Raw genomic sequence first — 12,811 nt, 5'->3', positions numbered from 1 at the left:
CTACACTCCTTTCAGCACATTCAGCCGCTCAATGTCCGGATCTTCCGGTCCGGTCATAGAGCATCCCTTGTCTTTTGCATAAACAATGTATTCCAGAATCTCTTCTGTAATTTTCTCCCCCGGTGCCAGAATCGGAATTCCCGGAGGATAGCACATCACAAATTCACTGCACACTCTCCCTGCACTTTCCTTTAGTGGAAGTGATTCCTTCTCCGCATAAAAGGCTGTCTGCGGAGAAACGATCACCTTCGGTTCGATATATTCCTGGGAAAGAAGGCCTACGCTTAGTCCCCCAAATCTTCTCCGCACTTCCGAAAGCGCACTGACAAGACGCTCGATATCCCTCGGGCGATCTCCGATGGAAAGATATGCAAGAATATTTCCAAGATCACCAAACTCGATCTGAATATCATATTCATCCCGCAGGAGATCATACACTTCAATCCCCGCAAGCCCGATTTCTCTTGTATGTACCGACAACTTCGTGATATCAAAATCATAGATGCTGTCTCCATTGCAAATTTCCTTCCCATAGGCATAGTACCCACCGATTTGATTGATCTCTTCTCTCGCATACTCTGCCATCCGGATTACTTTTTCAAATATTTCTTTCCCGCGAAGCGCCAGATTCCTTCTGGAAATGTCAAGGCTTGACAACAGCAAGTAGGAACCACTTGTCGTCTGTGTCAGATTAATGATCTGCCTGACATACCCTTCATGCACCTCCGGTCCGGTCAAAAGAAGAGAGCTCTGCGTCAGACTTCCCCCGACTTATGCATCGATACTGCTGCCATGTCTGCCCCGCACGCCATCGCAGATGCCGGAAGATTATCCCCAAAGTAAAAATGTGTGCCATGCGCCTCATCGGCAAGGCAGAGCATCCCATGGGCATGTGCAAGCGCTACGATACTTCTTAAATCAGAACAGATCCCATAGTAAGTCGGATTGTTAACAAGCACCGCTTTCGCATCCGGATTTTCCAGAATTGCCTTCTCAACTGCTTTCACACTCATCCCAAGCGGAATCCCCAGTCTGTCATCGCACTCCGGATTGACGTATACCGGAATCGCTCCGCACAACACCATTGCTCCCATCACGCTCCGGTGTACATTTCTCGGAAGAATGATCTTCTCCCCTCGCTTCACAGTGGAAAGCACCATACTCTGTACCGCCGAGGTTGTTCCTCCGACCATCAGAAATGCATGTGCTGCTCCAAATGCCTCTGCCGCCAGTTCCTCTGCTTCCCGGATCACCGAGATTGGATGACACAGATTGTCTAGCGGCTTCATAGAATTGACATCCATTCCCACACATTTTTCTCCTAAAAGCTCTGCAAGCTCGGGATTTCCTCTCCCTCTTTTATGTCCCGGCACGTCAAACGGAACAACTCTTTGCTTTCTGAACGCTTCTAACGCCTCGTAGATCGGCGCTCTTGTCTGTGATAATTTTTCCATTTTTTATCCTCCTGTCATGGATTCGTTTTCGTAACTTCGATTCCATGATCCGGCTGTCTGACCAGATATTTCTAACTCTCTAAAAAATATTTCTTCCACTGAAAATCTCAATCATTTCCCGCCTCAGACTATTGATGATCTCCAGTCTTTTGGTCGGCGGTAATTCATAGACATCTGTCTTAAACAAATAGTCCTGAAGATCCAACTCTTTTACCATCATCTTCGTGTGAAACAGGTTTGCCTCGTACACATTAATGTCAATCGCATCGTATCTTCTTAAAATCTCCGGCATAATGTATTCCTGGATCGATGCAATCTTGTGGTCCATGAACAGTTTCTTCCCATCCACGTCTCTTGTAAATCCCCGGATCCGATAGTCCATCGTAATAATATCAGAGTCAAACGACTGAATCAGATAATTCAATGTAGAAAGCGGTGTAATCTCCCCACATGTTCCAACTTCAATATCTACCCGGAACGTAGCGAGACAGCTCTCCGGATGGTATTCCGGATAAGTATGAACCGTCACATGACTCTTATCTAAATGCGCAAGCTGTATTTCGCCACTTGGCAGTTTGCTCTCCTCTGAGATTAAAATTGTCACGGAAGCCCCCTGAGGCTCATAATCCTGTTTTGCAATATTTAAGATTTTTGCACCGATCATGTCCGTCAGATTTACAAGAATATTCGTAAGCCTCTCGGAATTATATTGCTCATCAATATATGCCACATAATCTTTCTGCTCCCGCGCCGTCTTCGCATAGCAGATATCATAAATATTAAAACTTAATACCTTTGTAAGATTGTTAAATCCATACAATCTGATTTTATTTTCCATTTGCCTTTCCCCCAGCATATTTTCCGATCTGCTCTCTGCGAGTCGCTATCCCCACACGCAGTATCTTTTTGATTGCAAGAACTCCAAAGTAATTTCCCAGACACTAAAAAAACGCAAATAATGTGAATCCATTCCATTACTTGCGTTTTAATCTATATTTTATTCTATCTCAATCTACATTTCTCCTACTGTAATCAGTAATCGAAATCTCTTCCATTTTTTTAATAGAATAACAAAGCTTAGAGTCTATATAGCAAATACTTTACTTTTACTACTCTTATTGACCATTTCACAAGTTGATGCACGCATTCACGCACTGGTTATAAAGTAACCAACTTATAAAATTGAGCTTCTAACTCAATCAATAACGGTAATAATATCACCTATCGGCAGTTGACCCGGCTGTCCGTATGGCCTTTCCCCACATCTGTGGGTGGTCAATAAATATTTGCATGGAACCCGATTGCTCTGTTCTTCCATGTCTTGTCCAGTATACATAATTTTTCTGCTATTGTCAATTAATTCACATTAAAAATCTTGCCCAGGAGCCAAATATATCGAGTACTTTGATCCGAAATGCTTTCTTGTCGCTAAGTTTCCTTGGCTTTTGTCCTTCTTTCAGATCATACTGACTCTCATCTACAACTTTCAATGCCTTTTCTTCATACTTTGCCATGGCCTGATTCATCTGTCTGGTCAGTTCCTCACTGTCAGCTACAAGCATCAGTTCTGTATCTAGATAGGCACTTCGCATATCCCAGTTAAAGGAGCCGATTCCGGTCAGACGCCCATCGATCGTAAAACATTTTCCATGGTAAGAAACGCCATCGTCATACTCCATGATCTGTACACCAGTGTCAATGATTTTCCCCCGATTTCTCCGATAATCCATCGCACCAAATGGATTCCCATTGTTCGCTACAGAGTTCGTCATCATCCGGATTTCTTTTTCACCTTCACATACCTCTACAAGCTGTCTCATCATCCAGTCATTACAGATAATATAAGGTGTATGAAAAAGCACTTCATGATCTGCCTGCTTCATCAGTTCCGTCATCTCATAAAAAACAACCGGCTCTTTTGCATAGACATGCGTCGGATTTGAAAGCAATGTCATCTTTTTCACTTCTACTGTCTCTTCTGTGTAATCTTTTTCCATGATCCAGTCCGGATGCTCTTTTGCAATCTCCTTGTAACGTCTGCGCAATTCTCCTTCTGCCGTTTTCACCGACGGATTCCACTTCCAGATCGGGCTCTTTCCATACAGCTTGCAGTCTGAAATCTTCCACACAGATGAAAAATAATCTCTTACCTGCCCTAAAGATGTGTCTTTCTTTCCTTCTGGTACACAGACAAGTATATCCCAGTCATAGTTTTGATAGCCCTGCTGGTCTCCGAGGAAGAAGTCATATGTATTTCTTCCTCCTAAAATGTACATTGACCGGTCTACGATCAGATATTTGTCATGAAGACGTCCCATGAGTTTCCACGGCTGCCAGAAACGAAGTGGATTATAGATTTTGATCTCTACATTTTCCTGTCCTGCAAGTGCAAGAAAATAAGGATTTCCCCAGATGGAAGTCACATAAGGAACCCCATCCGTTACGATGGATACTTTCACTCCTCGATCTGCCGCATCCAATAATGCAGCAAGCACCTGCTTTCCACTGATATCTGCCTTTATATCATAGGTAGATAAAATAATCTCTTCCTTCGCCTGCGAAATCATGCGGATCCGCTCCTCCAAAGCTTCCTCATTTTCCGGTATGATTTTCGCCCGCTCTCCCGATGCGCTTTCTCCATAAAATTTTTCTACACTGAAATTTTTCTTTGTTTCTTCTGTAATTTTAGGCTGTTTTAAATAAGGAATCAGAACAACTGCAATAATTACAACAATGATACATACTGTCAGTATGATTTTCCACATACGACCTCTCCTGCCTTTCTTCTTCGATTCCCCTTCCTCTCTCTCCTGAATGTTTGCTTCCTGCTTTTTCTTATCCTCCTTCTCTTTCTCAGAAACATTCTCTATTTCCTTTTTTTGGTTTCCTCCTGCAATACTCTTCCATACCTTCCAGTACATCTTCAAATATAATGCCAAGGAACTAAGCATGACTATGATTGCAATTCCAGCAAGAACATTGACGATCAAAATCGACATGCCCGGAAGAATCAATACAAGGATCATCACAAGATCAAGTACCGCTGTACATACCTTTCCATGCTTCTGTGCTCCATCCATCCGGTAATTTTTTTTCATCATATATAAGCCAAGTATTGCCATCAGGCACTCTTTTCCTAAAAACACGAACAGCAAAATCCCCATCACCGGATATTTATAGGAAAAACTGATCGCCATCGCCCCTTGTGTCAACTTATCTGCCACAGGGTCCAAAATCTTCCCAAATTCCGTCACCATATCGAATCTTCTTGCAATCTTTCCATCAAAAAGATCTGTCAGGAAAGAAACAAGCAGCACAACTGCAGCCATATAATATTCTTCCGTTGTCTCCGCCCGAATATAAAGGAATAAATATACCGGGATCAACAAAATCCGAAAATATCCCATTAAGTTCGGAATGGAAAAATATTCCTTTAACACGCGTTCTTTCATACGCTTCTCCTCCTTTGAATGTAACAAATATAGCATATTTGACTCAAAAATCAACATCCCTTTCTAAAAAAGAAACAAACCCTCCACTTTTGTTTCTGTCTGTCGGAAGATTTTCCATGCAATAAAAATACCTTCGGAAGACACTCTGTATTTTGTGTCCGCCAAAGGTACTTTTCTTTTCCATATATCTGTTTCTATTTTCTACTGCTTCCTGATTTACTGACCACTCTGTCTGCTACACTTCTGCCTGTTTTTGTTCCGTTGCCTGTGCCTGATTCTGCTCTTCTGACGGTTGTTTTGGACGTGCCATATCCAATTTGATATTCACTGCATTTGGATTAATGATCACGCCTTTTGCCTCCGGCGCCAGAAATTTTGGCAGATTTGAAAACTCTATGATCGCTGCCTTTAAGTTTTTCTCTTTGTTAAACTTGTTAAATTCTTGAATATCTGTAAATAATGGCTGATACATTTGTCCATCCTTTTCTCTCAGAATCGGAATCTGCTGCCCTTCTTTCTGTACTGCAACAATATATTTCCCCCTACGGAAATGTGCCAGCATCTCTTCATTTAACTCTTTAATTTCTTCAGTAATCCCGCCCTCTCTCTTCTTGCGAAATTCCTGTGCAAAATACAGCGCCGTCAAATGTAACTCCGGATTCTCAATACGGATCTGTCCCTCTGGAAGATGGTCTCCATCTGGTCTTCGGATCAGTTCATCTAACTGAACCACCGTCTCGATCTGTGTTCCTTTATTCACCCTCAGACAATTTGCCCCAATTGGAAGCAGGCTGATGTAAAATGCCAGCAAGGACTCATTCTTTACTGATACAACCTGAACCGGTTCTCCCTGCTGCAGAAGACGGACTGCCTCCTGCTTTGCTGCCTGCTCATTGACAAATACAATTACCTCATCGTCATATGTCTCCGGATCACAGACAACATACGGCATCTTTGTGCATACAGACATCAACACATAAATGGTTTCCGCATGCCGTAAAAGTGGCAATGTATTTCTTTTGATTTCCTCCGCGCTCAGTTCTTTTTCACTCATTCTTCAACCCCGTTCCTTCCTGTCAACCGCCTCTTGCCATCAAATCAACGGCTAACGATACTATCCTAAAGCGGAATCTTCCGCACTTTGTGTCCTTGGAAAGTTCCCTTTCTTTTTGCACCACAATAAATTTATTATACATGATATGTCATTCAAAGTATAGATGTAACCGAAAAACTTTTTCAAAAACCAGTACAAAAAATGCCCTGCCCAATGATGATATTTCATCAGGCAGAGCATATTTTTTCTGTACTGTCTAATTAGTATGTATCTTCCGTCGCCTTACTCGATAATGATCTCAAATTCTGATCCAATTTCTCTGGATTTGTAAGTTTTCCCATGGCTCTTTGCATACTTTTCCACATTCATCTTCTGATTCACTTCACTGACAAGCACTTTCACCGGACCTTTTTCATTTTTTAATGCATCTGCTGTCATCATCAGCGGTTCCGGACAAGAAAGTCCTCTTGCATCTACTTCTTTCATACTGTCGACCTCTCTTCGTTCTGATATTTCTTCTGCTTTATTTTCGCTTATTTCCTGCAAATGCAATAATCAGCAGAACAACAATGCAGATTACCCCTGCAATTTTTCCCTGGATCGCAGGTCCTCCGACAACTGCCTCCGTCTCTGCTGTGGCAGCCGCTGCTGCTGCAGAAGCAAGCTTCAGATTATGGCAGAGTGCAGAACCTACAAACATTCCTGCAACTGTCACTGCTGCATCCGAAGATCCCTGTCCAGCCAATACAAGCTGACGGAGCGGACATCCGCCTGCAAGTGTTGCTGCCAGCCCTACAATATACATTCCAAGAATATTCCACAAATGTTGTGCATGTGCAACCGGCTGTCCTGAAAAGCTCAGATGGAAATTTCCAGTTGCAATGTTGTAGATCAGCATCACTCCAAACAGAGCTGCAATCACTGAGAACAAGTCAAAGTTTTTCATTAACATAATATCACGGATACTTCCTGCAAAACACATTCTCGTTTTCTGCGCAAGTGCTCCAAATACAATTCCTCCGATCAGCGCTAACCACACCGGTGCATGCATACTTCCAGGTCCTTTCTCACTTGCGATCAAAAGAGAAGATCCCATCAGAATCATCACAAGAATGCCAAGCATTAATACCGGAAGCACGGCACCATTCATCTTATTTGTCTCGTGTGCTCTTCCAAGACTGAATCCCTGCTTTAATGCTACAATTCCTGTTGCGATTCCTGCTACAAATCCAATCAATCCTACGTAAGCATTCAGATCTCCTGCTGCCATACGAAGTACCATACGGAGCGGACAGCCAAGAAACAATAACGCACCGATCATGATGATAATACCAAGGACAAACCGGATCATCGGAGAAGATCCAGCTGTTGAACGGTACTCTTTTGTCACAACCGAAATAATAAATGCTCCCAATACAATCCCTATAATCTCCGGTCTTGCATACTGTACGACCGCCGCTTGATGCATCCCAAGTGCCCCCGCCGTATCACGGATGAAACATGCGATACAGATCGCCATATTTCCGGGATTTCCCAAAATTGCTAGCAGTACTGCTACCACTCCACAAATAGCACCTCCTACTGCCAGCTTTGCTTTTGAATCTGTTAAATTCATCTCATTCCCTCCTAGTTTCTTCTGTTTCTTCAAAATCTGTCTCTCCGACAGGTTTTTTCTCTGTGAGTCTGTTCTTGCATTTTACCAACAAATTTCAAGAAACACGCTCTACTATCAGTATAGGTTTCTATATTGTCTTCGTCCAATCATTATTTATAATAAATGGACACTATTTATAGTTTTCTTCTATAAACAGTGTCCACACTTCTTTTCTCTTTCAAAAATCTTCTATTTTTACAAAATCAAAAGTAATACTGCCACGATCAGCACAATGCTGACTACAATTGAGATGGAATTCACCGCACTTGCTAACCCCACATCTCCTTTCAAATCTCCGGTAAATGCCGGTGCTGCCGAGGCAATCGGACTAAAACAGAGAATCACAAGCGCCTGGCGATATTCCAACGGAAACGGAAGCAAAAAGTAAAAGGCAAGCGCCAATACGATTGATACCGCATACCGGGCACTCAAGATTTTTACAATTTTCCCAATCTGTTCCCGGTTTCCGGACAATTTAAATCCAACACCGATCATCAGCATCGCCATAAAGGCATTTCCATTTGCAATGATTTTTGTAAACGATACAACCGGAGCCGGAAGGCTAAGATGCAGTAACGATAACACAGTCATCAGAAGATATGCATCAAACGGCACAGACTTTAACAGTGTCTTAAAAATCGTCCTGATCTTAAATCCACCGCCTTCCCCCTTTGCCATAGAAGCAATGCTGTATGCACCTCCAAGACAGATAAAGGAATTCCCCGAATCAAACAGACTTGTTGCCACAATCCCCGCTGGTCCAAGAAAACTCTGCACAAACGGCATTGTAAAATTTCCAATATTATACCCACTCATATTTAAAATAGAAAATGCACGCTCTTCCTTTGACTTCCCCGCACTGATCAACCATGCAGTCCCAATCAGGATCACACCACCCCCAAGTCCGAGAAGGCTGATCAGAAGCATGGATGGTTCCAAACTCATCCCCGAAAAGTTAGAAACGATTGCCGCAGGAAGTGTGATCTTCAGCACGATCCTTGAAATGACATAAAAATCCTCTTCCTTAAAAAATCCTCGACTGCGCAACACATAGCCGAGAATAATAATTGCAACAAACGAAAACGCCTGCATCAATATTTCTCCCATAACATCTCTCCCAAATATTTTATTTTCATAAACTCTTCCTGTTTCGGTTATTCACTATACCATAACTTTCCTAAAAAAAGCAACATGGCAGTCAATCTTCGATTGTTCTATTTTGGAAACACATTTTTCTACCATTTCATATACTAATAGAAATCACACAAATCTTTTGGAGGAAAAGATTATGAAAAAGCGACCAATTGTGTATTTAATTACCGCTGCCCTTCTCACACTTACCGTCAGTGGATGTGGCAGCGAAAAAACAGAAAAGCAAACAAAGCAACCGACAGAAAAAGAGCCTACTAAAGTCATTTTAAACGAAGTCGCACACTCTATTTTCTATGCACCGATGTATGCGGCAATCGAAAACGGATACTTTGAGGATGAGGGTCTTGATATCACTGTCATTACTGGATTTGGTGCCGATAAGACAATGACCGCCGTTCTCTCCGGCGAGGCAGATATCGGCTTTATGGGATCAGAGGCTTCCATCTACACTTACAACGAAGGGGCAAATGATTATGTCGTCAACTTTGCACAGCTGACACAGCGCGCAGGCAACTTCCTTGTCGCACGGGAAGAAATGCCGGATTTCTCATGGGATGATCTAAAAGGAAAGAAAGTACTTGGTGGGCGAAAAGGTGGCGTACATATATTAATGTAAATTTGGAGAGTATTGTAATTTTATGTAACTGGGTGGATGGGATGAATAGTGCGAAGAATATATAAAAAGAAGTGGCGGAAATACCAGCAATGATATTTCCGCCGAAATTATTAAGCTACCTGTGGATAGTCGATAACTGCAATTTCCTGCATTAATTTTTTTGCCATATCAACAATCAATTCAAGGTGTTCAGCAACTTCATCTGTATAATATTTTTCTCCACACTGATCACATTCAAGGCATGGAACATTTTTAATTACAATAATACAATTTTTATAATTTACGACGTGTGTTGTTGTACTATTGATAGTTGTACTATTTTTACAATACATACACATATTCATCACCTCTTTCTTCGAGTTTTTAAATCATCTTCAAATTTCTTTGTATCTGGATAATATGCCGTTATGATATATACATTTATATTATCACACCCGGCAACAATATGCAAAATTCGTCCATTTACGTTATATCCAAAAATCAGACAGCTTGGATTAGGATAATCGTCAGGGTAATCTTCTATAATTTCACCAGTTGCAATTCCATTTTTTACATCGGCACGACTGATATCTCTTTCCTGCATTCGTTGCAGACAATGCTGTGTCCAAAGAATTTTTGATTCTGAACACAATTTCTGATATATTTCTAAATTCATTCGCTCCCTCCTTAACTTTGTTACAATCTATAAATATTATACATCAATTTTATTATCAACAATACATAAGAATAGTTTCCTTCAATTCATCGCTAAATTCATCTAAATCTTCCATCGTGATAACTTCTTCATTTAGAAGCGAAATAATGTTAGGAATGCAATTAGAACGACTCATTTTTAACTGTACACCTGTATCTTTTTTATCGTTGCGAATTCGCTCTTCTAAAGTCCAGAATTTTTCAGAAGGTCTTCCTTCGCCACTCAGTAACTCAATATATTCTTTATTCAATTTATTCATATAGGCTTCTTGCCAATCTGAAATTTTTTCTCTGAACAAAGCCCAATCCTTTTTAGTAAATCCGTATTCTGACATTGTCATATTCCTCCACTTTGGCATAAGTAAATTATAGTATAAGCGTTTTGGTTTCACAATACTTGTATTATAAATAGTGTTATCTTTTCGATAAAAATGATGTATCAAACTTCTAGCTTGGTAAAGGTCTTGCGAATGTGATTTCACTATTTGAAATTTGAAAGATTTGATGGCTTCAATTATAATTTAAACAGGAACTACACACAAATCACAAAATTTTATGCTACTATACCAGTGGAGGTGTTTTTATGTCGCATATTTTAATTGTTGAGGACGATTTAGATATTCAAGATCTTTTAAGAAATTTTTTACAAGAAGTCGGATATGAAATTACGATTGCAAGTGACGGTATGGAGGCTATTGCACTGTTTTCATCCGCTCATTTTGATTTGATATTATTGGATATAATGTTACCTAAAATTGATGGGTTTACAGTATGCGAGCTAATCCGTAAGCAATCACAGGTTCCCATCATTATGCTGACTGCTCTAAACGGAGAGGAAGAACAAATCAGAGGGTTAGATTTGCAAGTAGACGATTATATTACGAAGCCGTTTTCCATGCCAATCTTGATTCGTAAAATTGCTGCGGTTCTACGGCGGAGTACGATGATTCCAGATCAGGAACATCAGACAATATCCTATAAAAAACTGACTATGGATTTAGACAGCTACTCCGCTTCGGTAAATGGAGAATCTCACGAATTGACGCAGCGGGAATTTGAAGTCTTGCGGGAATTGCTTTTGAATCAAGGGCGCGTTCTTACCCGCCAAAATTTGCTCGATCGCCTTTGGAAATATGATTTCTACGGGGACGAACGTGTTGTTGATACACATATCAAAAATTTGAGAAAAAAACTTGGTATCGACTTTATCCAGACAATCAGAGGGGTGGGATATAAAATTGATAAAGAAAAATAAGAGCAGTTTGTTTACAAAGATATTCATTGTCACTTTTTTGTTGACAAGCCTTTGTTGCATGATAACTTACGGGGTTATCTCATGGCTTATCCCAAAAACTTATAGCACAACACTTGATGCAAGTTTAGATAGTGCAGTCAATTCACTTCTCACAGAAGTTGAAAATCTCACTCCAATGGAAAGTGGAAAGCTTATTGATGAATTTGTAATAAATCAAAATGGTGTGTTAATTCAATTATTTGATTCCTCAAATCGTGAAATTGAACTTCCGTCACAAAACAGTACGACATTCCCTGCTTTCGTCACAGGTGGTGTAGCGATTGAAAGTGACGATTCAGCGGCATATCGGGCAACGCACAGTTATATCTTTACATTTGCAGATTCAGATGATGTCTACACATTAACAGTCGCGGGTAGCGCACAAGAAGTTAATTTGTTAAAGGATACTTTGGGTAGTATTTTTATTATTCTGCTTTTTGTAATTCTGTTGGTTGCTGTACTGGCCTCTATCGTATATTCTCATTATGTAACCAGACCAGTTCTGCGTATCAGTCGTGTATCAAAACGAATGGCGGAATTGGATTTTAGTTGGAGATGTGAGGAAAATCGAACAGATGAACTCGGAACATTGGCTCATAGCTTAAATGAAATGTCACAAAAGCTGTCTGCTTCTATAACAGATTTGAAATGTGCCAATGAGAAACTACAAGCAGACATTGAGCGTGAACGTGCATTGGAACAGGCACAATTAGACTTTTTTTCCGCAGTTTCTCATGAACTGAAAACACCTATTACAGTTATCAAGGGGCAGACCGAGGGCATGATTTTGAATGTTGGGGATTATCAAGATCGTAATAAATACTTGGTGCGCTCTCTGGAAATCATCAATACAATGGAAAATATGGTACAGGAAATTCTCACGGTTTCCCGTATGAAATCGTCAAAAGTTGGACTTAAAAAAGAAACTATTCAGTTTTCGGATATTCTCAAACAGGAATACGCGCTGTTTGAAGATTTGATTATCCAAAAAGATATAGATTGGAATGAAAATATTTCTTCCGATTTGAGTGTTATTGGGGATAAGGCACTGATACAAAAAGTAATCAATAACTTGATTTCCAATGCTATTTCCTACTCACCGGAGGGTAGCACTATCTATTTGACTGCCTTTGCGGAAGATGGAGCGGTTCAATTTTTGTTGGAAAACACAGGTGTTCATATTCCTGATTCAGAAATTCCAAAACTATTTGATGCATTTTACAGAGTAGAACATTCTCGCAATAAGAAAACTGGTGGGAGTGGTTTGGGATTATACATTGTCAAAACCATTTTAGAACAACATCAAGCAGAATATAGTATAATAAACACTGAAAGAGGTGTTTTATTTACAATTCAATTCTGAAAGGGGCTGTCGGGAAATAGATAGTTCCAAACAGGGGCAGATTTGACTCGTATAAGTCAAATCTGCCCCTGAAACTTTT

General features: G+C 40.6%; 12 protein-coding genes and 1 pseudogene. 3 read left to right on the top strand and 10 right to left on the bottom strand.

What is annotated here, in order from left to right:
- The 7 genes and pseudogenes from ACESPO_RS07410 to ACESPO_RS07380 all read right to left on the bottom strand — a co-directional run bounded on the left by ACESPO_RS07410 (position 1) and on the right by ACESPO_RS07380 (position 8,721).
- Positions 1 to 1,454 (bottom strand): annotated as a pseudogene (locus ACESPO_RS07410) (aminotransferase class I/II-fold pyridoxal phosphate-dependent enzyme).
- Positions 1,455 to 1,533: 79 nt separating this feature from the next.
- Complete coding sequence (gene speD / locus ACESPO_RS07405) at positions 1,534 to 2,292, bottom strand: adenosylmethionine decarboxylase (RefSeq protein ID WP_009262320.1); 759 nt, start codon at positions 2,290 to 2,292, stop codon at positions 1,534 to 1,536.
- Between the two features lie 523 nt (positions 2,293 to 2,815).
- Positions 2,816 to 4,906 (bottom strand): phospholipase D-like domain-containing protein, encoded by a 2,091-nt coding sequence (locus tag ACESPO_RS07400; RefSeq protein ID WP_120091715.1) that lies wholly within the window; start codon positions 4,904 to 4,906, stop codon positions 2,816 to 2,818.
- Between the two features lie 235 nt (positions 4,907 to 5,141).
- Entirely contained in the window at positions 5,142 to 5,960 is an 819-nt protein-coding gene (locus ACESPO_RS07395) for an SseB family protein (RefSeq protein WP_009262322.1), read from the bottom strand.
- Positions 5,961 to 6,242: 282 nt separating this feature from the next.
- On the bottom strand, positions 6,243 to 6,446 hold the full coding sequence (locus ACESPO_RS07390; RefSeq protein WP_008974983.1) for a sulfurtransferase TusA family protein: 204 nt from the start codon (positions 6,444 to 6,446) through the stop codon (positions 6,243 to 6,245).
- A 37-nt stretch (positions 6,447 to 6,483) separates the two neighbouring features.
- Positions 6,484 to 7,575 (bottom strand): YedE family putative selenium transporter, encoded by a 1,092-nt coding sequence (yedE, locus tag ACESPO_RS07385; RefSeq protein WP_016438391.1) that lies wholly within the window; start codon positions 7,573 to 7,575, stop codon positions 6,484 to 6,486.
- Positions 7,576 to 7,809: 234 nt separating this feature from the next.
- A complete protein-coding gene (locus ACESPO_RS07380) occupies positions 7,810 to 8,721 on the bottom strand; it encodes an AEC family transporter (RefSeq protein ID WP_008974981.1) in 912 nt (303 codons plus the stop codon).
- Between the two features lie 181 nt (positions 8,722 to 8,902).
- On the opposite strand from ACESPO_RS07380, the gene ACESPO_RS07375 reads away from it, so the two are divergent.
- Entirely contained in the window at positions 8,903 to 9,382 is a 480-nt protein-coding gene (locus tag ACESPO_RS07375; protein ID WP_009262323.1) for an ABC transporter substrate-binding protein, read from the top strand.
- Positions 9,383 to 9,492: 110 nt separating this feature from the next.
- Here the strand turns inward: ACESPO_RS07375 and ACESPO_RS07370 are convergent, their stop codons facing one another.
- The 3 genes from ACESPO_RS07370 to ACESPO_RS07360 are packed head-to-tail and all read right to left on the bottom strand — an operon-like array spanning position 9,493 to position 10,410.
- Positions 9,493 to 9,720, bottom strand: a complete 228-nt coding sequence (locus tag ACESPO_RS07370) for a type II toxin-antitoxin system MqsA family antitoxin (protein WP_008974979.1) — start codon at positions 9,718 to 9,720, stop codon at positions 9,493 to 9,495.
- 5 nt (positions 9,721 to 9,725) lie between these two features.
- The gene (locus ACESPO_RS07365; protein WP_016438390.1) at positions 9,726 to 10,037 is read right to left on the bottom strand and encodes a DUF4258 domain-containing protein; all 312 of its coding nucleotides are present in this window, start codon (positions 10,035 to 10,037) and stop codon (positions 9,726 to 9,728) included.
- Between the two features lie 55 nt (positions 10,038 to 10,092).
- Positions 10,093 to 10,410 carry a hypothetical protein gene (locus tag ACESPO_RS07360; RefSeq protein ID WP_022037673.1) on the bottom strand — a complete coding sequence of 106 codons (318 nt, stop codon included), beginning with the start codon at positions 10,408 to 10,410 and terminating at the stop codon, positions 10,093 to 10,095.
- Between the two features lie 248 nt (positions 10,411 to 10,658).
- Here ACESPO_RS07360 and ACESPO_RS07355 point away from each other — a divergent pair, with 248 nt between their 5' ends.
- Entirely contained in the window at positions 10,659 to 11,330 is a 672-nt protein-coding gene (locus ACESPO_RS07355) for a response regulator transcription factor (protein WP_022037876.1), read from the top strand.
- The gene (locus tag ACESPO_RS07350) at positions 11,314 to 12,732 is read left to right on the top strand and encodes a sensor histidine kinase (protein WP_022037877.1); all 1,419 of its coding nucleotides are present in this window, start codon (positions 11,314 to 11,316) and stop codon (positions 12,730 to 12,732) included. The genes ACESPO_RS07355 and ACESPO_RS07350 overlap by 17 nt, the downstream gene beginning before the upstream one ends.
- Positions 12,733 to 12,811: the final 79 nt, after the last annotated feature.

The organism is Coprococcus sp. HPP0074 (genome assembly GCF_964238105.1).
Lineage (GTDB): Bacteria > Bacillota > Clostridia > Lachnospirales > Lachnospiraceae > Faecalimonas > Faecalimonas umbilicata.
The sequence above is the reverse complement of the archived record's forward strand: the minus strand, read 5'-3'. Positions and strand labels throughout refer to the sequence as shown.